The following is a 21880-nucleotide window of genomic DNA, read 5'->3' on the forward strand; positions in this document are numbered from 1 at the left end:
CGTCACTCGCCTTTCAGCAAGTCGACAACCGGCGCGAATGCTTCCATTTGAGTGGGGAAAACCCCGACATAGGACATCGTCGTCCGCGCGCGAACGTTACGGATCTGATCGGCAATTTCCTCGTATGTCCCGAATGCGAGGTACGGAGACGACAGGATGTCCTCGACGGTGAGCTTGACGTCGACGTCCACGTTCGGCGGGTAGCCGTTGTCGAGTGCCGCCAGCGCCATCTCGGCCATCTGCTCACGGTCGTCGGTGACGACGATCGTGGTGATGGCCCAGTTCAGTTCGATGTCGTCGAACCGATCGCCCGCGGCTGCACGAATGAGCTCGACTCGCTCGAGGGTCTTCTCGATGGTCATGCCCGAGAGCATGAGCTTGCCCTCCTTCGAGGTGCTCGGCACCACGGAGATGATGTCGGCGTGCTTTGCCGCCAGGGCGAGCATCTTCGGACCGCCACCGCCGATGCAGATGGGAGGACGCGGCCCCTGGCGTGGCCGGGGACTGCCCTTGAGTCCGGCGATCGTGTAGTGCTTGCCCTGAAAGTTGCATTCCTGACCGCGCAACAGCACGTCGAGAATTTCGAGGGTCTCTTCCAGCTTCTCGATGCGCACGCCAGGGCGGTCGTACGTGATTCCCGCCTTGTCGTACTCCTCACGCATCCAACCGGCACCGAGACCGAGTTCGAGCCGTCCACCCGAGAGCACATCGATGGTGGCCGCATCCTTGGCCAGCACCGCGGGATGCCGGAAGCCGTTGGCCAGGACCGCAGTGCCGAGCCGAATCTTGTCGGTGGCGACGGCGAGCGCGCCGAGTGCTGCGATGGGACCGACCTGGTTGCCCAGGTGGTCGGGGATCATGAAGCTGTCGTAGCCCAGTTCCTCGGCCTGTTGCGCCAGCTTGATGAACTTCCGAGCCCCGCCCTCCTCGGCGTTTCCCTCTCCGCCTGCAGCGAATCGGAATTTGCGCGGCCCTGCGGTCGCGGCCTCGGCGGAACTCATCTATTGCTCTCCTCGCAAGTGTGCAGCGGTCTTGTTTCGGGTGGCGAGAGCAGCCCGGCCGGAGCCGATCTGCGCAGGTCCAAGGCGCCACTCTAGCCGCTGGCCCGAGTCGATCACACCGGCTGGGGGCTTCACGACTCAGGTTTGTGCCCGGCAATAGATCGCCGCACGTCCCGTTGTGACGTTTCCGTTATAAAGCGTGGTCACTCACGAATGAGCGGGCGTCGGGGCATTCTCGATCAGTCCGGCAGCCCATGCAGCAGTCCACTGGGTAGCTGTCGTACCGGATCCATCGACGACGAAACTGTTGTACGACGCATGAACGGGGTTGCCTGCAGCACCGATCAGAATCTGGATGCTCTGCGGAATGTTGCGGAGCGACAATCCATCCGACGGTGACGAACAGATCAGGTCGCCGGGAGCACAGATCTGATTGGTCCGGTCGTCGAGGGCACCGAAGCCACCTTCTCGACGCCCCGTCATCGTGATGCCGGGCAGGTCGAGTCCGCCGAGAGCGACCTCGGCACCGACGCCGTCGAGCGGGGCCGGAACATCGGTACCGGAGACGCCGTCGCGTCGACCGTCGGCGATGAGGGTGACGCCGAGAACGCGATCGGCGGAGATGGGACCGTTGCCCGATCCGATCTCCGCTGCGATGTCACCGGAGATCACCGCACCCTGCGAGAAACCGGCGAGGACGAAATTGGTCAACGGGCAGCGCGCACTGACGTCGGTCATCTTCTGCACGGCGACGGCTTTGCCCTCGGTACGGCTGTTGTTGTAGGACTCCTGGCCGTCCGGCGGCAGAGCGATGGGATTCGAGAACTGAGCCACGTACGGCACGGTGTAGACGTCCGCTCGCGAGCCGGGGAACTGCTCCTGCAACGGGCGAGTGACGTTGAGCATCAACGACACCGGATTGGCCGTCGGGTTGTACGGATCGTCGGTGGCCGACGACTCCCAGGTACCGGGGATGGCGATGACCTGGACGTCGGGGCAATCGGCCGGCTGCGACGTCGGCTCCTCGGGGCCCGGAGGCACCGGGATTCCCGGTTCCTTCGGCAGCCGTCCGGCAAGCAGGTACCAGAGGGCGACGATGATCAGACCGATGATCGCCGCAACGGCGATCACCGGAAGAATCCTGCGCTTACGCTTGGCCATCACCGTGGATCTCTACGGCCTGCAGTACGTCGCCTGCGCGGCGGCGATGTAGGTCTGGGCCGCCTGCTGCGCCTGCGTCTCGCTCATCTGGGTTCCGGAGGCGCTGGCCTCGACGCCGACGTTCGCCGTGACGAAGGTCGAGATCTCCTCCGCCGTGACGCCCTGCGCCTGCGCGGCACAGATGTAATTGGCCGTCGAGACCGCGATGTCGCCGTTGCCCGCCGGGGTGATGCCCTGATTTCTCAACTCGTCCAGGAAACTCTGACCGCGGTCGTCGATCTGACTTTCCGTCGGCCCCGGGAAATCGTCCGGGACGGGCTGAGGCTGCTCCGGCGGCGCGGTGGCCGCCTCACCCGGGCTCGTGGTCGGCGCAGCGGTGGTGGTGGTCTCGGCAGCCGACGTCGTCGAACTCGCCTCGGTCGTCGTCTCGGCGGCCGAGGTGGTGCTCGTCGGCGCTCCGGTCGCCGTCGAGTCGTCACTCCCGCAGGCCACCAGCATCGAACTCGCCGCAACGGCGAACACACCGAGCGACAGAGTCCTGGTGAGGGAATTACGCGTCATCGATCGAAATCCTTCGGTCGTCGGGTTCGCAGGCGAGAGTACCGCCACGCTCTGTGAGAACTCTGAGCTGCTATCCGCAGGTTCTACGGCGCGATCGTGGCAACGCCGTCCTTCAGCGTGATGATGCCGAACTGGAAGTTCTGCTGCTTGCCGCCACCGTCGATGTCGAACTGATCGCTGGTGGGGTAGCCCAACCGGCCGCCCTCGTAGCCGACCGATCCCCAGGCGTCGAAGATCGGACCGTACGGGGTGGACCAGGCTCCGCTCAGTGGGCTCCAGTAGATGTTGCCCGTCTCGAACTGGTTGAAGCGTCCGCCGTCCCTGATCGGGCCGAGCTCGTTGGACTTGGGGAACCCGAGAGCTCCACCCTCCCAACCCAATTCGCCGTACTTGCCCAGAATCATGCCCTGCACCGAGTGCACACCGGCATCGGGAGAGGTGTAGATGGCACCGATCTCGAAGCCCTGTACCGATCCGGGCTTGTTCGGCGTTTCGACCTCGTCGAGCACCGGGTAGCCCAGCGGTCCGCCCTCGTAACCCTGGGCAGCCCACTCGTCGAGCACAGCACCCTTGACCGCGTGCGCGCCGGTCTGCGGCGTGAAGTAGACCATGCCGTTCTGGAAGGCGTTGAACCGTCCACGACCGTCGGGAGTACCGATCTCGCCGGTCGTCGGGAACCCGAGAGCGCCCTCTGGGCCCCTGTTGCCCTGATAGATGCCACCGATGGCACCGGCGACGACCTGCGCACCGGTATCGGGGGTGAAGAAGACCCGGCCGAAGGTGAAGTCCTGAGCACGACCACCGGCCACGTTGTACTCGGCGGTCAAGCACGGGCCGAGCCACGAATTGGCACCGCTCGCGTTGCCGATCAGTCCGGCGACGCTGCACGCGGGCTTGTCGACCTCGACGCCGAGTGCGGTGGCGAGCTGCGGCCACAGCTGATGCAGCTCGAACTGCCAGTACGGCCACGAGTGCGTGCCCGACGGCCGGTAGTTGACCTGAGCGGGAATGCCGAGCTGATTGAGCTTGGTGGCGAACGTCTGCGAGGTCAGTCGCGAGAGGATCTCGAGACCCATGCCGGCGTAGTTGGTGCTCACGCCGGGAATGGGCGACGGCTGATCGTACGGTCCGGCCGAGCCGTTGCCGCTGGAGATGTAGAGACTGACACCTTCGAGCTTGTCGGCCAGCACGTACGGATCGTGCTGGGCCCACAGCGAGTTCGACGGCGACCCCCACATCGCGCTGGAGTTGAACCCACCGGCGTCCGTCATCGCGTACTGGATGGCCTGCGGCATACCCAGCGAGGTGGTGCTCAGGATGCCCGAGAGCGATCCGGCGAACTTGAAGAAGCCGGGGTTGCGCGCGGCCAAGAACATCGCGGACGTGCCGCCCATCGACAACCCGACGACGCCGCGGGTGTCGGTGCTACGCCAGTCGCGCTCGAGAATCGGCGGGAGCTCCTTGGTCAGGAACGTCTCCCACTGGTAGTTCTTGCCGTTGTCCTGATCGACCCAGTCGGAGTAGAAGCTGGACTGGCCGCCGATGGGCAGGACCACGTTGACGTTCTTGTCGGCGAAGTACGACTCGGCGTCGGTCTCGGCCGTCCAGCCGTTCTCCTGATCGGTCGCGCGAAGGCCGTCGAGCATGTACACCTGCGGGAACGTGGCCTGCGGGTTGATGTTCCAGTCACGCGCGAGCAGCAGCTGAACCTGGATGGGCGTTCCCATCGAGGGCGACTGGATCCACAGCGCGACGCGACGATCGGAGAGCCAGTCCACCGACGTGACGGTGGCACCGGACGTCTGCGTGTAGGCGGGGCCGGTAAGCGCAACAGGGGCCGTCTGCGCGATGGGGGCGGCGGAGGCAACGGTCGTCGTCGCGAAGGGGATCATCAAGGCGGAAGCGACGGTCAGTGCTGCTGCCGCTCGTCGAGCCCGTGTGCCGGCCGATGTAGTCCGACCGAACCGAACAAGCTCAGTGCGCATGATGGTGACTCTCTTTCGACGTGACTTTCGAAGGTCTCCTATCGAGACATGCTTCGTATGTCTTTCTACACGTGCCCGGTGCCGACGAGCAGCAGACGCGCTGTGACTGGTGGTGCAATTGTGAACTGGTTCGACGGTGGCGATCACGGTCGAGACCGAAAAATGCCGCCCGGCGCACAGACGCGGGGCGGCATTTCTCGAAGAACGACTTCTCGATCGGTGTCAGGCGTTGAGCGCGTCCAGGATCTGGCCGCGAGCCTTCCACAGCTCGGCTCCCCAGTACGGCCATGCGTGGATGCCGTTGGACGGGAAGCTGTAGGTGGCCGGGATGCCAAGAGTGTTCATCCGGATCTGGAATGCACGGGTGTTGGCGAGCGAGAGTGCCTCGAGCGCCATGCCGTTGGCCGTGTTGTAGAAATCGATAGGCGCGGCCGGACGATCGAATTCGCCGGGCAGACCGCTCGCTGCCGAGATGTACAGGGACAGGCCCTCGAGGCGCGGCGCGAAGACGAACGGGTCGTTGCGCAGCCACGCCGGGTTCCAGGGCGGTCCCCACATGGAGTCGACGTTGAAGCGACCTGCGTCGAGCATCGCAACGCGAATGGCCTCACGCATGCCGGGCGCCGAGATGTTGAGGTAGCCCGAGAGCGAACCGGCGAACTTGAACTGATCGCGGTGGTACGCGGCGAGCGTCAGAGCTGCCGAACCACCCATCGACAGTCCGAGAACACCGTTGTTGCTACGCGAGACGCCGTAGTTCTCGAGGAACGCAGGTAGCTCTTCGGTCAGGAACGTCTCCCACTTGTAGGTGACTTCCTGGCCGTTGAAGTTCGACGAGGTGTACCAGTCGCTGTAGAAGCTCGACTGACCGCCGACGGGCATGACCAGGGTCACGTTGTCGTTGGCGAACTGATCCTGCGCGTTGGTCTCGAACGTCCAGGCGTTGCGATCGTCGCGTGCGCGCAGTCCGTCGAGCAGGTACAGCGCAGCGTTTCCGCCGCGGGCTGCCCACTGGACCTGAACCTTGATGGGGCCCATCTCGGACGGGACGATCAGGTCTTCACGGCCACCGGCAGGGGTCTGATGCGCGACGGGAGCGGGCGCTGCAACAGCGACTGCTCCGCCGACGACACCGGCTGCGAGGGGAAGGACGAGCGCTGCAGCACCGACGCCGAGCAGGCGCTGACGCCAGCGTGAAGACGCCTTCGGTGTTCTGCTGAGGCCGGCAAATCGCATGAATCGTGCTCTCTCTCATCTACGCGGTCTCCGCGACATGCGGCCCCCGGCAATCGAACAGGGCTTTCCTGGTGGCCCCTCCGGGCCGAAGGACGATGTGGTCCCGAAAAATCTGAGGTTCTGCTGTGAAAACAGGCGAACCGCTCGATGGAGGTTATTCCATCGAGCGGTTCCAAGGCAAAACTGTGATCAGCGTCCCAGTTTCACCTCGACGTTTCCCTGGAACAGGAGACTATCCTGCTCGGTCCCCGCTGAACAGCCCTGAAAAGTCGTGAAGTTTCACGAAGGGCAGAAAAACGGGCGAAACAACCGAAATGATCCGTGACCGGGTCAGTTACCGATGTTGGCGCTCAGGTCCGGTGCCATGATGCGGATCTGCTCGCCCCAGTAGCCCCACTGGTGGGTACCGACGGCCGGGAACGCATACGTGACGTTGTTGGCACCGATGCTGGCCATCCGGATCTGGAACGCCCGACTGTTCGCCAGTGCGATGGCCTCAAGGCCCATGCCGTTGCCGGTGTTGTAGTAGTCGATGAAGCTCCGCGGGCGATCGAGTCCGCCGGGCAGACCGCTACCTGCGAACACCCACACGCGGGTTCCGTTGTCGCGCAGACGAGGCGCGAAGACGAACGGGTCGTTCCGCAGCCACGCCGGATCCCACGGCGGTCCCCACATCGCGTCGATGTTGTAGCGACCGGAGTCGAGCAACGCCAGACGCATCGCTTCACGCATGCCGGGAGCGGAGATGTTCAGGTAACCGGACAGCGAGCCCGCGTAGCTGAACTGGTCCGGATGGTAGGCAGCGAGCGTCAGAGCAGCAGAGCCACCCATCGAGATACCGATGACACCGTTGCGGTTGGGGTTGAAGCCCCAGTTGGCGCGCAGGTTCTCACGCAGGTTCTGCGTCAGGAACGTCTCCCACTTGTACGTGGTCTGCTGGCCGTTGAAGTTCGACGGTGCGTACCAGTCGGAGTAGAAGCTCGACTGTCCGCCGACCGGCTGGACGACGTTGATGTTGTATCCGGCCAGAACGGCACCGGCGTCGGTCTCGTGCTCCCAGCCGGAGATGTCGGTGGTGGCCCGCAGCCCGTCGAGGAGGTAGACGACACGGTTGGTGTTGCCGTCCGCGGCGCGCCAGACGCGACTCTTGATCGGACCCATGCTCGAGTCCGTCCAGACGTCGATGGCATTGCCGTCGAAGGCAGCGTTGGCAGTTGCGCCACCGCCGGCTACAGCCAATCCCAGTGGGAGGACCACCGCCATCAGCATGGACGTGGCGGCGCGGCGTCCCCAGGACCCACCCCGCTTGTCCTCGGACCGGCTCTTCCTTCTACCCAGCATGCACTCGACCTCTCAGCTGCTTCATCGTCACATCGGTTACGCAATCAACACTTGATCTCGCAAGTTCTCCATGTCTGCCGCCCGACCAGACAGGTCGGACGCATACACATCCTCCGCACTTATCGCACGAAGGACGACCCCCGTTACATGATCGAGATAGCTCATCTTGGCGTCGAGACCAATTCGGCGCAACCCGGTGACCTTTTCGTGTTCGGACACCTAATTGTCCGCCTTCAATATCGGCGCCGGAAGATCACATCGTTGTATTTCGTACTTCGGCACTCGATCGAACCGATATCCGGCGTAGAACAGCGAGCGCTTGAAATTCCGGACGAACAAATCCTTCGTCAACGGGGCCCGATACGAGGTGAGCAGCTCCTGGGTGTCGGGGCAGGTCAGTGCCACCTGAGCCTCGGTGACCCAGTCCTCGTCCATGTACCAGGGCAGGTAGGGATGAACGGCGACGAGTCCGAGATCGGCCACCACCCAGTCCGGATACAGGTTCTTGTCGTGTCCGATCCGGCCGTTCTCGAGGCGCTCGGTGTGTGACGCCAACGGGTATGCCAGCCCCATCTGGTCGATGACCCGCACGTCGAGACCGACGTTCATGCTGGTCATTCCGAGGTTGAGGAAGAAGACGGTGTGACCGAACCCACCCTCGGGGATGGGGAGCGGTGGTGGCACGACATCCCAATACGTGAACTGGGCCGACGGCAACAGCAACCCGCCGTCGGGAGTGTCTTCGATCGCCTCGACCATTCCCCGCATGCGCGGGTAGTCGAGGTAGTCCGAGGCCAGGATCGGATGGGCGTGCCCGGTGTTGAGCGAGTAGAACGCCCGCTCGTCGACGATGCCGCTCCGGCCGACGATCGAGCCCTGCGGCATACCCGTCGTATTGGCAGCCGCGACGGCCCAGACAACGATGCCACCCCAGACGACGAGATCGGCGACGAAAACCGCTGTGGCGCGATCTGCAGACCAGCGTTTCGGGAGGGCAACCGGCAGCACCGAAATCGGCAACAAAAGCGTGAACAATGCCGGCAACAATGTCCGACCGTGCATGAAATCGCCGCCGACGCGAATGGCGTACAAAGCCAGCAGTAGGCCACTGATCAACACGAAGACGACCACGGCGGTCGGCGTCCGCAGCGCTGCGAGCCAGCCGCCGACGGTACGGGGTAGGGACAACCGCACTCGCGAGGCCGACAGTGCAGCACCGACGACCAGCAGTACTAGCGGCAGCCACAGCAGGTACGGGCCCACGAGGTTGGACAGGTACTCGAACCCCTGCGACCACTTGGCTCCGCCTGCATCCTTCGACACCGCGGTGTTGGGGTACGGCAGGCCGTAGTAGCCCATGCGCCAGATCTGATAGAGCACCGGTACGGCTCCGGCGAAGGCGAACACTCGCAGCCTGGACAGCCAGCTCTGCGGGGCCAGGAAGATCATCGCCAGCGCCAGCACCGCCACGATGGACAGTTCCGGACGCACCAGCGGGCCGAGCCCGGCGAAGAAGGCCAGCAGCAGTAGCTCGACGCCACCGGAGCGGCGCTGGCCCCAGCGGACCATCAGCAGCCACAGCATCGCCAACCAGAAGATGACCAGGCAGGTCTCGAGCCCGGATGTCGCGAAGTCGCGGGCGGGCGGAACCGCGATGTAGACCAGGACACCGGCGGGCAGGAACAGAGTTCGCGACGCGGTGCGACCACGCAGCGCGAACGTGCCCATCATCGCCAGAACGACGGCCGCCGTGGACAGAACCAGTGCGATCGTCAGCACGACGTACTCGAGCCGGCCCTCGCTCAGCCAACTGCCCGCGTAGACGAGATAGGTCCAGATGGTGCTGGTGTTGGTTTCCACCCGTTCGCCCGCGTTGAACACCGGTCCGTTGCCTGCCAGCAGGTTGCGGACGGTACGCAGAACGATCAGGCCGTCGTCGGCGATCCAGCGGCGCTCCCACGCACCCCAGAGGAACAACGCCCCGGTGACCACGGTCCCGATCCAGAAGACCGGCCTGGTGATCGATGCCCGAGCGGAGTTCTCTTCTCGCGCGTCTCGCTGGTCAGGCGAGGTAGACAGCGACACCAACCACTCCGATCCACGCTATGGCGAGTAGCTGCAGAACCCTGTCTCCCAACGCGATCTCTTCGGGTTCGCCTGCCTCGCCGCCATCGACATCCACTGCGTATCGCAGGATTGCGATAGTAAACGGAATCATCGAGATGGCGAACCAGTTGGCACCCGTGCCCGCATCTTCCTGGAACGCCCACAGGCCGTAACAGATGACGACGGCGGTCGCAGACAGTGTCCAGACGAATCGCAGGTACGTGGTGGTGTAGTTCTCGAGCGACTTGCGGATCTTCGCGCCGGTACGTTCGGCCAGCTGCAGCTCCGCGTAGCGCTTACCGGCCGCCATGAACAGCGAGCCGAACGCCATGATCAGCAGGAACCACTGCGACAGCGGGATCGAGGCAGCAACCCCACCGGCGATCGCACGGAGCAGGAAGCCCGACGAGACGATGCAGATGTCGAGCACGGCCTGGTGCTTGAGGCCGAAGCAGTACGCCAGCTGAATCGCGATGTAGACGCCGATGACCAGCGCCAGCTTCCAGTTCGCGATGAACGAGAGGCCGATGGCGAGACCGAGTGAGACAACCGCCATCGCGTAGGCGATGTTGACCGGCAGTACGCCCGCGGCGATCGGCCGGAATCGCTTGGTGGGGTGCGCGCGGTCCGCTTCGACATCCAGGGCGTCGTTGACCAGGTAGACCCCGGATGCGGCGAAGCAGAACACGACGAACGCGAGTGCAACGGACAGCAGAACGTCGGGGTCGGTGACCGAGCCGGCCGCCAACGGTGCAGCCAGCACCAGTACGTTCTTGACCCACTGACGCGGACGAAGCGCCTTGACGATGCCGTCCGCCAGGTTCTTCGGCGGTGCGCCTACGGGTGCGGCATCCTCGCTCATTTGTCTCCTTCGAACTTCACGACGGCCGCAGCCGTCAACGCGCCGAGTGCCGATCCTGCCAGCACATCGGTGGGGTAATGGACTCCGAGCACCAAGCGCGAGAGCAGCATGGGTGGGACGAGGACCGCCGGTAACGGTAGCCCGGTCACCCGGCCGAGGAGAACCGCGGCGGCTGTGGTCGATGTCGCATGCGAGGACGGGAAGCTCAGCTTGCTGGGCGTGGAGACGTTGATGCGCACGGCCGGGTCGTGCGGGCGTGGCCGGCGCACGATGCGCTTGATGACGATCGACGCGGCGTGGGAGCCGACTGCCCCGACGGCAACCGATGCCCATTGGCGCCGACGCGGCCGGTCCAGTGCAGCACCGATTCCGGCGATCGCGACCCAGCCGAGTGCGTGCTCGCCGAAGTGCGACATGCCACGGGCGACGGTGATCGCGCCGGGGGCACTGCCGACGGTGCTCTGCACCTTCTCGAGGATCCTGACTTCCGTCGGGGCCTCGGTCTGTCCCTTACGCCTGGTAACGAAAGACACGTTCCCACGTTTCCTTACTGGTCAGGTGCGGCACGGCATCGCGGTAGCGAGCCTTGAGGGCGGGGAATTCGGCTGCCAGCTGCTTGCGCAGCGACAGGGCTTCCTTGAGCAGCGCCGCGGCCTGCTGACGATCCCGCTTGCGATACACGACGCCCCGGCCGTCTGCGGTGGTGACGGTGACGCCGTCGACCTGAGACAGCAGGAACCAGCGCGCGTCGAGAGTCGGGACGTTGAGCTGCGGGCGGTCGTGATGCTGGGTGTGCGCAGGCTTTGCGTTGTGCAGCAACCCTTTTGCCAACCGGCTGATCTTGGCGAGCGGATTGGTCGGCAGCCCGACGGCTCCCACTTCCTCACCGGAAGCGAGCGGCAACTCGGTGGAACTGCCGACGACGACCGCGTCGGGAAATTCCTTGCGCAGTGCGTGCACGGTCGGCAGCGCGGTGGGCAGGATCTCGAGGATGTGCTCGGGGCCGGCCAGGAAGTCACGAATCGCGAGGTTCTGGATTGCGACGGTCGAGTATTCGAGGCACAGCAGGTGCTTGATCGTGGCCTTGACCGTGTCGAGCACCAGGCCCTTGCCGTCGCCCGGCATGTGCAGCGATGCGACCACCAGGCGGTTGCGCAGATGGAAGTACGCCTGCCAGTCGATGGCGTCGTCCTTGTCGCTCCACGCCATGTGCCAGATGGCCGCGCCCGGCAGGGTCACCGTCGGGTAGCCGGCTTCGCGTGCCCGCAAGCCGTATTCGGCGTCGTCCCACTTGATGAACAGCGGCAGTGGCTGCCCCAGTTCCTCGGCGACGACGCGCGGAATCATGCACATCCACCAGCCGTTGTAGTCGACGTCGATGCGGCGGTGCAGCAGCTTGCTGGTACGCAGCGGATCCTCGGAGAAGTCGTGGTCGTACTCGACGTTCTGTGCGCCGGTCCACATGAAGTTGCTGCGATCGATCACTTCGCCCATGACGTGCAGGTGGCTGCGCGCCTGCAGGTTGAGCATCTGGCCGCCGACGAGCGTGGGGACCTTGGCGAATCGAGACATGGCCAGCGCCCGCAGGATCGAGTCGGGTTCGATCTCGATGTCGTCGTCCATGAACAGGATGTGTTGGCAGGAGGTGTTGTTCAGGGCCTCGTACATGATGCGGCTGTAGCCGCCGGACCCGCCGAGGTTGGCCTGATCGTGGATGGCGAGCCTGCCGCCGAGGGCCGCCGCGGCCTCGTCGAATCCGGGCTCGTCCTTGGCCTTGCGGGTACCCTGATCGGGCATGATGACCGCCTGGATCACATCCAGCACCAGGGGGTCCGAGCCAAGGGCGACAAGGGCTTTGACGGCGTCGGTCGGGCGATTGAAGGTGGGGATACCGACCGCGACGGTGGCCTCGCCCGGAGCCTCGATCGGCGCGTACCAACCCGCGCTCTCGAGCACCACCTCGGAGTCGGAGGTGATGTCGAACCAGATCCAGCCGCCGTCCTCGAACGGACCGAGATCGATCAGAAACTCCTGCGCCGCATCGCCGTCCACAGCCTCACGGCCCTCGACGTGGATGCGCGACGCGTCGGCCTTGGACCGGTAGACGTCGATTCGGCAGTGTCCGGAGACCTCGACGCGCAGCACCACGGATTTCAGGACGCTGTAGCGCCGCCAGTAGCTCGCCGGGAACGCGTTGAAGTAGGTGCAGAACGACACCTCGGACTCGGAACCGATGGTGACCGAGGTCCGCGAGAGAGAGTGTGCGCGTTTGGCATTGGTGAGCGCTTCTTCGAGGTACAGCGTTCGCACGTCGAGCGGTTCACCCGAGCGCGGCAGCAATACCCGCTGCAGCAACGACTTACCCAGGACCGGCGCGGCGTCGGCGATGCCGTCCTCGAGCAGGTGCTTGGCGGTCACTTGTCGCCTGCCAGGGGTGCGCCGGTCTCGAAGTGCGGAGCCAAGGTGTTCTCGTACATGTTCAGCGCACTCGCGATGGCCATGTGCATGTCCAGGTACTGGTAGGTGCCGAGGCGACCACCGAACAGCACTCGGTTGGAGGCTGCTTCGGCCTTGGCGCGGTCGCGGTACGCCTCGAGTTTCTGCCGGTCATCGGGGGTGTTGATCGGGTAGTACGGCTCGTCGCCGCTCTTCGCGAAGCGCGAGAACTCACGCATGATGACCGTCTTGTCGGTCGGGTACTGGCGCTCGGGGTGGAAGTGCCGGAACTCGTGGATCCGAATGAACGGCACGTCGCCGTCGTTGTAGTTCATCACCGGGGTGCCCTGGAAGTCACCCGTCGGGAGCACCTCGGTCTCGAAATCAATTGTGCGCCAGCCAAGTTCGCCTTCGGAGTAGTCGAAGTAGCGGTCCAGTGGGCCGGTGTAGACGATGGGAGCGTCGGGGCTCTCGGCCACGAGCTCGGCCTTGACGTCGAACCAGTCCGTGTTCAACCGGACCTCGATCTTGTCGTCGGCGGCCATCTTCTCGAGCCACGCGGTGTAGCCGTCGACCGGCAGTCCCTCGTAGGTGTCGTTGAAGTAGCGGTTGTCGAACGTGTACCGCACCGGCAACCGGGTGATGTTGCCTGCGGGCAGATTCTTCGGATCGGTCTGCCACTGCTTGGCGGTGTAGTCCTTGATGAACGCCTCGTAGAGGGGGCGTCCGATCAGCGAGATCGCCTTCTCCTCGAAGTTCTGCGCGTCCTTCGAGTCGAATTCACTGGACTGCTCTTCGATGAGGGCCCGTGCTTCGGCAGGCGAGAAGTACTTGCCGAAGAACTGCGAGATCAGGCCCAGGCCCATCGGGAACTGATACGACTGGCCCTTGTGCAGAGCGAAGACGCGGTGCTGGTAGCTGGTGAAGTCGGTGAACTTGTTGACGTAGTCCCAGACCCGCTTGTTCGAGGTGTGGAACAGATGCGCGCCGTACTTGTGGATCTCGATGCCCGTCTCGGGCTCGGCCTCGGAGTACGCGTTGCCGCCCAGGTGGTGCCGCTGATCCAGCACGAGGACACGCTTGCCCAACTGGGATGCCGCCCGCTCCGCCACGGTCAGTCCGAAGAACCCGGATCCGACGACGATGAGGTCGTATCGGCCGGTCACGGAGGCGTCGGAAGAGGTGGTCTCGGGGCTTACAGCAGTCACGGGCAACCAGGGTATCCGACGATCGTGACCGCTCTGCCCCACCAGGCGCCGATCGCCGGGCCCGGTGTCATTCGAAGGAGCGTCCGGCCGCAGGGTCGGCGTCATCGATGCAGCGTCGGAGCAGGTAGGTGTCCATCACCCAGCCGTGCCGGGATTTGACCTCCTCGCGGGCGCGGCGGATCTCGCCCAGCACGTCGTCGAGCGGGCCCGCCACCAGCTTCTCGTCCGCCGTCCCCAGATTGGCACCCCAGTGGATGCCCCATCCTGCGCCGGTCAGCGCGCTGCAGGCCAGGTTGCCGTCGAGCATGACCACCAGGTTGTCGAGGCCGGCGGCGACGTCACCCGCCAGGTTGCGGCCGGTGGTGATGACGATCGGTCCGCCGATGCGGTTGAGAACGAGGCGATGACTCGCCGCCAGCATCGACACGCTGGAGATACCTGGTGTGACATCGAACTCGATGTCACCGCGCACCATGGCCAGCCGCTCGACTACGCGGATAGTGCTGTCGTAGAGCGCGGGGTCTCCCCAGACGAGGAACCCGACGACGGTGCCTTCGGCGAGGCCGTCGAGCACATCGGCGTAGGCGCGGGCGCGGGCGTCGTGCCAATCGAGGACCGCTGTCTCGTACTGCCGGGGCGATCGGTCGCGTGGCGGGTCGGGCACCTCGATCACCCGGTAGCTGCCACCGTGGTGGCGCTCGAGGATCTCCTGCCTGGCTGCTGCGAGATCGCCGACCGACGCACCCTTGTCGGCCACGATGAACACGTCCACGGCCCGCAGCTTCTCGACGGCCTGGACGGTCACCTGGTCCGGGTGGCCACCGCCGATGCCGATCAGATGGATCCTCACGAGCGGTCCCGGCAGGCGTCGTACAGGTGGGATTCGGTGACGACGCGTCGAGCCAGGGCGGGTCCCACCAGAATCACCGCCGCCTGTCGTAGGTCCGCGGCCTCGACCTGATCGGCGATGTCGGCCAGAGTGCCGCGCAGAATCAGCTCGTCCGGCTTGCTGGCGTGGAAGACGACGGTGGCGGGGCACTCAGGGCCGTAGAACTCCGTCAGTTCGTCGGTCAGGATCCGCGTGCGAGTGATCGCCAGGTGCAGTGCCAACGTCGCCCGGGTGGCGGCGAAGTTCTTCAGCGCCTCGGTATCGGGCATCGCCGTCGAGCGAGCCTGCGCGCGAGTGAGCACCACCGACTGCGTCACCTCGGGGACCGTCAGCTCGACGCCCAGTGCGGCAGCTGCGGCTGCGTAGGCCGGAACGCCCGGGGTGACGTCCCAGGGCACGCCTGCAGCGTCGAGTCGAGCGGACATCTCCGCCAGCGCGGAGTAAAGGGATGGATCCCCCGAGCACAGGCGAGCGACGTCCTCCCCGCGCTCGTGGGCGGCGACCAATTCTGCGGTGATGGCGTCGAGGTCGAGCTTCGCGGTGTCGACCAGGCGGGTGCCTGCGGAGCAATGTTCGAGGATCGCGTCGTCGATGTAGGTACCGGCATAGACGCAGACCGGGCTCGATCGCAGAAACTCGACGGCCCGCAGCGTGAGCAGGTCGGCAGCGCCCGGTCCGGCTCCGATGAAGTGCACAGTCACAGCTGATGAGCGTAGAGGACATGCCCGACGCGCCGGGACGCTCGACCTTCCCGCCGATGGCTAACTGTCAAGCTAAGGTTTAGCCTTGTGTCTGATGGGACTCATGTTGCTGATGTGATTCATGTTGTTCAGCAAATGGAGATCCTACGACGCGTACCTACCAACAACCAGGGAGTACCGCCTTGCCGAACCGTCGAACGAAGCCGTCGATCGTTCTCGGTGCTGTCGCACTGCTGGCCGTCGCGACCCCTTTTGCGGTCGCAGGCCTCACCGACAGCACGACAACCGGAGTTCGACCGGCCAACGAGACAACCCCCGTCACTGTGCCGACCAAGATCGTCGAGACCGCGCTGAGCGCTGCACCGGACATCGTGATTCCGCTGCAGGAGCTCACCGGACTGCCGCTGCCCGATCTCCGGCTCTCCGATCTGAAGTACCTACCGCTGCCGGATTCCATCGTGATCCCGCCGATCGAGATTCCCGACATCCCGGGTCTCACCACGCCGGCACCGGGCAACGCGACCGCACAGGCCCCGATTCCCCGAGTGGACGCGGCCGCACCGGTGAACCCGGAAGCTGCAGATCCGACCGGTCCGCCACTCGGTGCCGCCGTCAAGGAGATCAAGCAGGACACCCCGTTCAGCATGGTGGCCCTGACGTCCGAGCAGCTCGACGGTGCTTCCGCTCAGATCCGCCGGCAACTCGAGGACGGCTCCTGGGGCCCGTGGCTGGAAACTGCGCCGGTGGATACCACTGCGAGCGACGCCGTTCCCGCTGCGGAAAAGCAGGGCACCGAACCGATCTTCGTCGGACTGACCAATGCCGTGCAGGTGTTGCTGACACCGATGACCAGCAGTGCAGCTCCCGAAAGCTTCGCGACTGCACCGGTTCCCGAGGTTCCGGTCGTCGAACTGCCCGCCACCGACGCTCCAGCCGAGGCTCCCGCTGCTGCGGAACAGCCACTGGGCTACACCCCGGCATCGTCGAGCAAGCCTCTGCGCCAACAGGATCCGGCCCCACTCGATCCGGCTGCAATGGATCCGGCCGCGGCCGAGCCTGCACCGGCAGATCCGGCAGCGGATCCCAACCAGGCGAGTTCTGCAGAGCAGTTGGCTGCGGCGGTCAACGACATCAGCGCCGTGCTCATCACCCCCGGCACGTCGCCGGTCGACTCGGCATTGAGCGACATTGCCACTCCCGTCGCCGGTGACGCAGGCCCCAAGGTCATCACCCGCGCGCAGTGGGGTGCCGACGAGTCGATCCGTTGCGCCACACCGACGATCGACGACTTCCTGGGCGGTGCCACGGTGCACCACACCGCAGGCAGCAACGACTACTCCAAGTCCGAATCGGCCGAGATCGTCCGCGCCATCTACGCGTACCACGCGCAGACGCTCGGCTGGTGCGACATCGGTTACAACGTCCTCGTCGACAAGTACGGCCAGATCTTCGAGGGTCGTGCGGGCGGCTTGGACAAGCCGGTTCAGGGCGCACACTCGGGCGGGTTCAACGAGAACACGATGGGCATCGCCATGATGGGCGACTACTCCAACGTCGATCCCTCGCAGGAGACCATCGATTCGGTCGGCAAGTTCCTCGGATGGCGACTCGGCAAGGCCGGCCTCGACCCCGAGGGCACCACCACGATGACCTCTGAGGGAACGGATTTCACGTTCGTCGGCCGCGGCCAGAGCGTCGACCTGCCGGTGATCTTCGGTCACCGCGACGTCGGCAACACCGAATGCCCCGGTGACGCCGGATACGCACGACTCGGGGAGATCCGCGACATCGCTGCGGCGAACCTCGGCGGCGGAGACGCCACTCCGGCATCGCCCGATGCGCCCGACACCACTCCGGATTCTGCGGTCACCGATTCGACCCCGTCACGTCCGGGCACTGACGTCAGTTCCACTCTGGGCGAGAACATCCCGGCCCTGGTCGCCGAGCTGCAGCGACTGGCGGCGACCAGTCCGGTCGCACAGAAGTGGTTGGCGTCCGGCGGAGAAACCGGCTCGCTCGGCGTTCCGGTGAGCGGTCTGGTGCAGGTGAGCGGCGGCCGTGAGAAGGCGCAGTTCGCCAACGGCGAGATCATCACCAACATGGCCGGTCAGGCCGTGGCCGTCATCGGCAAGATCTTCCAGCAGTACGTGCAGCAGGGTGGCGTCGACGGCATCCTGGGTCTGCCGCTCACCGACGAGTTCCGGGTGCCGGAAGGCTTCCGGACCGACTTCGAGAACGGTTCGCTGATCTTCAACGAGCTCACCGGAATCGTCACCACGGTGATCAAGACGTACAACGACACCTACAACGCGGAGATGCAGAACCCCGTCGCAGCACCGTTGGAGCCGGCTCCTGCACCCGAGCCTGCTCCCGCGCCGGAGCCCGCACCCGCGGGCTGAGCTAACAACAGAAGGGCCGAGTCACCGTGGTGACTCGGCCCTTCTCTCGTTCGAAACGCCCCAGGACCGACGCGTCACCACCAGCGTTCGAGGACGTGCGCCACTCCGTCTTCTGCGTTGGTGACGGTCTGTTCGTTCGCCGCCGCGACGGCAGCGGGATGCGCGTTACCCATCGCGACGCCCAGTCCCACCATCGAGAGCATCGGCACGTCGTTGGGCATGTCGCCGAAGGCCACGATGTCCTTCACGTCCACCGACAGCGTCTCGGCGACCTTGGCCAGGCCCGACGCCTTGGTGATGCCCGGTGCCGAGAGCTCGATGAGTCCGTTGTCGGTGGAGAACGTCAGGTCGGCTCGACCGGAGATCAGCGGGGACAGGATGTCGGCCATGTGTCCGCTGGTGGAACCGGACAACCGGATCAGCAGCTTGACGGCCGGAACGTCTACCACGTCGTCCTCGGTCATCTCGACGTTGTCCGGGTTCAGCCAGGCGTGCTCGTAGCCTGGGGAGCTGACGAACTGCGGCGTGGCCGAGTCGTGTGCCGTCCGGCCCACTCGCTCGGCGGCCAGACCGCAGCCGGGCAACGCGCGGTAGGCGACGTCGGCCAACCACTGCAGTGTCTGCACCGAGAGCGTCTCGGCGCTGAGCACGCGATCGTTGGCGGCGTCGTAGATCACCGCGCCGTTGGCGCACACCGACATCGGCGCGTATCCCAGCTGATCGACGACGGGGTGGATCCACCGCGGCGGCCGGCCGGTGGACAGGACGAAGGGAACTCCGTCGGCCACGACGGCCGAAACGGCGCGCCGAGTACGTTCGGTAACGCGTTCGTGCTGGTCGAGCAGGGTGCCGTCGACGTCGCTGGCAACGAGGCGGGGGGCGAGGCGGGTGGTGTTCGGCGCGTTGGTCATCGTGACGTCATTCTGCCCTAGTGTCGAGGCACCCTGTTTTCGACATGCACGTCTTCGATGTGGAAGGAACGGTAGATGACATCTGTGAACCGTCAGATCCGATTGGCTCAGCGCCCGGTGGGACGTCCCGACGAGTCGACGTGGAACCTCACCGAGGAACCGATTCCCACGCCGGGCGACGGCGAGTTCGTCGTCACCGTCGACTACGTCTCACTCGACCCGGCGATGCGCGGCTGGCTCAACGATGCGCGCTCGTACGTACCGCCCGTCGGGATCGGCGAGGTGATGCGGGCGCACGCCGTGGGACGGGTGCTGGAATCCCATCATCCCGATTATGCTGTCGGAGAGATAGTTTCGGGGTCGTTCGGCGTCACCGAGCACGCATTGTCGGACGGGACAGGCGTGCAGAAGGTCGACGAATCCATCGCACCGGCACCCACGTGGCTCGGAGCGCTCGGGTTCCCCGGGCTGACGGCGTACTTCGGCCTGATGGACGTCGGCAAGCTCACCGAGGGCGACACCGTGGTGATCTCCGGAGCCGCCGGAGCCGTGGGCAGCATCGCGGGTCAGATCGCGAAAGCCAAGGGAGCCACTGTGATCGGCATTGCCGGTGGACCCGAGAAGTGCGCGTGGCTCACCGAAGAACTGGGCTTCGACGCGGCGATCGACTACAAGAACGAGTCGGTGTACAAGGGCCTGAAGGCGGCTGCGCCCAAGGGCATCGACGTGTACTTCGACAACGTCGGCGGTGAAATCCTCGACGCGGCCCTCTCCCGGCTACGCAAGGGAGCGCGAGTGGTGTTGTGCGGAGCCATCTCCGGCTACAACGCCACCGATCCACAGCCCGGCCCGGCGCACTACCTGTCCTTGTTGATCAATCGGGCATCGATGACGGGTTTCATCATCTTCGACTACCTCGATCGCTACCAGGAAGGCATCGATGCACTGTCCGAACTGCTCACCAGCGGCAGAATGACGGCACGCGAGCAGATCGAGATCGGCGGCGTCACCGCCTTCGGATCGACACTGAACCTGCTGTTCGACGGTGCCAACACCGGCAAGCTGGTGCTCGAGGTCGGCGAACGCACCCACGACTCGGAATTATGACGGCGTCTCGTTCGTTGAACCCCACGTATCGACCGATAATGAGCTAGGAGAGCAACGATGTCTGCAGCCACCGAAACCGCCATTCTCGCCGGAGGATGCTTCTGGGGAGCCGAAGAGCTCGTTCGCAAGCTCCCGGGAGTGATCTCGACCCGCGTCGGATACACCGGAGGCGAGGTCCCCAACGCGACGTACCGCAATCACGGCAATCACGCCGAGGGACTCGAGGTCGTCTACGACCCCACCCAGACGACGTACCGCGATCTGCTCGAGTTCTTCTTCCAGATCCACGACCCCACCACCAAGAACCGTCAGGGCAACGACATCGGTGCCAGCTACCGCTCGGCAATCTTCTACCTCAGTGACGAGCAGAAGCGCGTCGCCGAGGACACGATCGCCGACGTCGACGCCTCCGGTTTGTGGCCGGGCAAGGTCGTCACCGAGGTGACCGCGGCCGGAGATTTCTGGGAAGCCGAGCCCGAGCACCAGGACTACCTGCAGAAGTACCCCGAGGGCTACACCTGCCACTGGGTGCGTCCGGAGTGGAAGCTGCCGCGGCGAGCGAACGCCTGACTTTCTGATTTCTGCTCCACTCCTCGCTTCCGCTGGCGGGATCCCGCCAGTTGCGGCGTCGAGTGGAGCAGAAGTTGCACAACAATTTTGCGACACTGATCCGGTGACCTCCGACAGAACCCCTCGGTCGATGGCCGACGTCCTTCGTTCGCCTCGTTTCTGGCTTGCGCCGATCCTGGTGGTCTCAGCGCTGATGTCGTTTCTCGCCGCGCTGTATCTGGGCGGTGTGCTCGACCCCAGGGGCAATCTGCACGACCTACCCATCGCGATCGTCAACCAGGACGAGGGCGACACCCTCGCGGGCGAGCAACGCAACATCGGCAACGACATCGTCGACGGTCTGCTGCAGAACGTCGATCCGGAGAAGGTCGATTTTCGGGAAGTCGGTCCGGCGCAGGCGCAATCATTGCTGTCGACGGCCGAGGCCTACGGTTCCATCGTCATCCCGAGCGATTTCACCAAGAGGATGGGAATTCTCGCCCAGGCGAGCGTGATTCCCGGGGACGTCGAGAAGCCGATCATCACGGTCTACACCAACCCACGTGCCGGCAGTTTCGGGATGTCACTCGTGACCGGAGTGGCGACACCGGCCTTCGAGGCGGTCAATCAGACTGTGGGACAGCAGATCACCGAGCAGGTGCGTGGGCAGCTCGGTGAGACTCAGCTCGCCGGTGCAAGCGCACTCACCCTCGCGCAGCCGATCGATGTGATCGTTGCCCAATACGATCCTCTGCCCGACGGCACCGGCGGTGGCCTGTCCGCCTTCTACTACGCGCTCTTGCTCGTCCTGGCGGGCTTCACCGGTGCGACCATCGTCAGCGCCCTCGTCGACGGCCTACTCGGATTCACGCCCACAGAGATCGGCCCCAAGTACATCCATCGGGGACCGACCCAGATCAACCGCTTCCAGACGCTGCTCGTGAAATGGCTCGTGATGATCGTCCTGGCCATGCTGGTGTCTGCCCTCTATCTGCTGATCAGCCATCTGCTCGGTATGCCGATCACCCATGCCTGGACTCTGTGGATGTACGGCGCGTACGCGATCGCCGCGGTCGGCATCACGGCACTGGCGGTGATGTCCGCATTCGGCACGGCAGGACTGCTGATCAATCTGATCGTGTTCATCATCCTGGCGTTGCCGTCCTCGGGCGGCACCATCCCCCTCGAAGCCAGCCCGCGGCTGTTCACCTGGCTGGCGCAGTTCGAGCCGATGCACCAGATCTTCCTCGGCACCCGCTCGATCCTGTACTTCAACGCCTCACTCGACGCAGGGCTGCTGCACTCGGTGGGTATGACGTCTCTCGGACTGCTCATCGGGCTCGTGTTCGGCGTGGTGTTCACCCGCATCTACGACGGCAAAGGCCTCGACCGGAGCCTCGATTCGACCGGCGCTCTCAGCTGACGCC

The 21880-nt window shown here is 65.0% G+C and carries 18 protein-coding genes; 4 read left to right on the plus strand and 14 right to left on the minus strand.

From position 1 onward, the window contains the following. Positions 1-2: 2 nt before the first annotated feature. From AB0366_RS09205 to cobM, 13 genes are all read right to left on the minus strand, one after another. The gene (locus tag AB0366_RS09205; protein ID WP_366243576.1) at positions 3-1001 is read right to left on the minus strand and encodes an LLM class F420-dependent oxidoreductase; all 999 of its coding nucleotides are present in this window, start codon (positions 999-1001) and stop codon (positions 3-5) included. Between the two features lie 207 nt (positions 1002-1208). After that, entirely contained in the window at positions 1209-2162 is a 954-nt protein-coding gene (locus tag AB0366_RS09210) for a cutinase family protein (RefSeq protein ID WP_366243577.1), read from the minus strand. Between the two features lie 12 nt (positions 2163-2174). Next, complete coding sequence (locus tag AB0366_RS09215) at positions 2175-2723, minus strand: DUF732 domain-containing protein (protein ID WP_366243578.1); 549 nt, start codon at positions 2721-2723, stop codon at positions 2175-2177. Positions 2724-2806: 83 nt separating this feature from the next. After that, on the minus strand, positions 2807-4708 hold the full coding sequence (locus AB0366_RS09220; protein WP_366243579.1) for an alpha/beta hydrolase-fold protein: 1902 nt from the start codon (positions 4706-4708) through the stop codon (positions 2807-2809). Between the two features lie 222 nt (positions 4709-4930). Continuing rightward, positions 4931-5944: an alpha/beta hydrolase family protein gene (locus tag AB0366_RS09225; protein ID WP_366243580.1), complete on the minus strand. Its 1014-nt coding sequence runs from the start codon at positions 5942-5944 to the stop codon at positions 4931-4933. Positions 5945-6274: 330 nt separating this feature from the next. Further along, positions 6275-7285, minus strand: coding sequence for an alpha/beta hydrolase family protein (locus tag AB0366_RS09230; protein WP_183130341.1), 1011 nt, complete (start codon positions 7283-7285; stop codon positions 6275-6277). 219 nt (positions 7286-7504) lie between these two features. Next, positions 7505-9370, minus strand: a complete 1866-nt coding sequence (gene zomB, locus AB0366_RS09235) for a flagellar motor control protein ZomB (RefSeq protein ID WP_366243581.1) — start codon at positions 9368-9370, stop codon at positions 7505-7507. After that, positions 9348-10253, minus strand: a complete 906-nt coding sequence (locus tag AB0366_RS09240) for a decaprenyl-phosphate phosphoribosyltransferase (protein WP_121871812.1) — start codon at positions 10251-10253, stop codon at positions 9348-9350. Before AB0366_RS09240 ends, zomB begins: the two co-directional genes overlap by 23 nt. Further along, the gene (locus AB0366_RS09245) at positions 10250-10786 is read right to left on the minus strand and encodes a phosphatase PAP2 family protein (protein ID WP_052049813.1); all 537 of its coding nucleotides are present in this window, start codon (positions 10784-10786) and stop codon (positions 10250-10252) included. Before AB0366_RS09245 ends, AB0366_RS09240 begins: the two co-directional genes overlap by 4 nt. Beyond that, positions 10764-12671, minus strand: a complete 1908-nt coding sequence (locus tag AB0366_RS09250; RefSeq protein WP_366243582.1) for a glycosyltransferase — start codon at positions 12669-12671, stop codon at positions 10764-10766. The genes AB0366_RS09245 and AB0366_RS09250 overlap by 23 nt, the downstream gene beginning before the upstream one ends. Further along, entirely contained in the window at positions 12668-13897 is a 1230-nt protein-coding gene (gene glf, locus AB0366_RS09255; RefSeq protein WP_366243584.1) for a UDP-galactopyranose mutase, read from the minus strand. Before glf ends, AB0366_RS09250 begins: the two co-directional genes overlap by 4 nt. A gap of 67 nt (positions 13898-13964) precedes the next feature. Next, on the minus strand, positions 13965-14747 hold the full coding sequence (gene cobF, locus AB0366_RS09260; RefSeq protein WP_366243585.1) for a precorrin-6A synthase (deacetylating): 783 nt from the start codon (positions 14745-14747) through the stop codon (positions 13965-13967). Continuing rightward, positions 14744-15487: a precorrin-4 C(11)-methyltransferase gene (cobM, locus tag AB0366_RS09265; protein ID WP_366243586.1), complete on the minus strand. Its 744-nt coding sequence runs from the start codon at positions 15485-15487 to the stop codon at positions 14744-14746. Before cobM ends, cobF begins: the two co-directional genes overlap by 4 nt. Positions 15488-15669: 182 nt before the next feature. On the opposite strand from cobM, the gene AB0366_RS09270 reads away from it, so the two are divergent. Beyond that, entirely contained in the window at positions 15670-17886 is a 2217-nt protein-coding gene (locus tag AB0366_RS09270) for an N-acetylmuramoyl-L-alanine amidase (protein WP_366243587.1), read from the plus strand. Between the two features lie 74 nt (positions 17887-17960). On the opposite strand, the gene AB0366_RS09275 is transcribed toward AB0366_RS09270, so the two are convergent. After that, positions 17961-18797 (minus strand): HAD family hydrolase, encoded by an 837-nt coding sequence (locus tag AB0366_RS09275; protein WP_366243588.1) that lies wholly within the window; start codon positions 18795-18797, stop codon positions 17961-17963. Between the two features lie 75 nt (positions 18798-18872). Between AB0366_RS09275 and AB0366_RS09280 the strand changes: the two genes are divergently transcribed. From AB0366_RS09280 to AB0366_RS09290, 3 genes are all read left to right on the plus strand, one after another. After that, entirely contained in the window at positions 18873-19904 is a 1032-nt protein-coding gene (locus AB0366_RS09280; RefSeq protein ID WP_366243589.1) for an NADP-dependent oxidoreductase, read from the plus strand. 57 nt (positions 19905-19961) lie between these two features. Then, positions 19962-20474: a peptide-methionine (S)-S-oxide reductase MsrA gene (gene msrA, locus AB0366_RS09285; RefSeq protein ID WP_366243590.1), complete on the plus strand. Its 513-nt coding sequence runs from the start codon at positions 19962-19964 to the stop codon at positions 20472-20474. Between the two features lie 130 nt (positions 20475-20604). Beyond that, positions 20605-21876, plus strand: a complete 1272-nt coding sequence (locus tag AB0366_RS09290; protein ID WP_366243849.1) for a DUF3533 domain-containing protein — start codon at positions 20605-20607, stop codon at positions 21874-21876. Positions 21877-21880 lie beyond the last annotated feature (4 nt).

It is taken from the genome of Rhodococcus sp. NPDC076796 (assembly GCF_040702765.1).
In the GTDB taxonomy this organism is placed as follows: domain Bacteria; phylum Actinomycetota; class Actinomycetes; order Mycobacteriales; family Mycobacteriaceae; genus Rhodococcoides.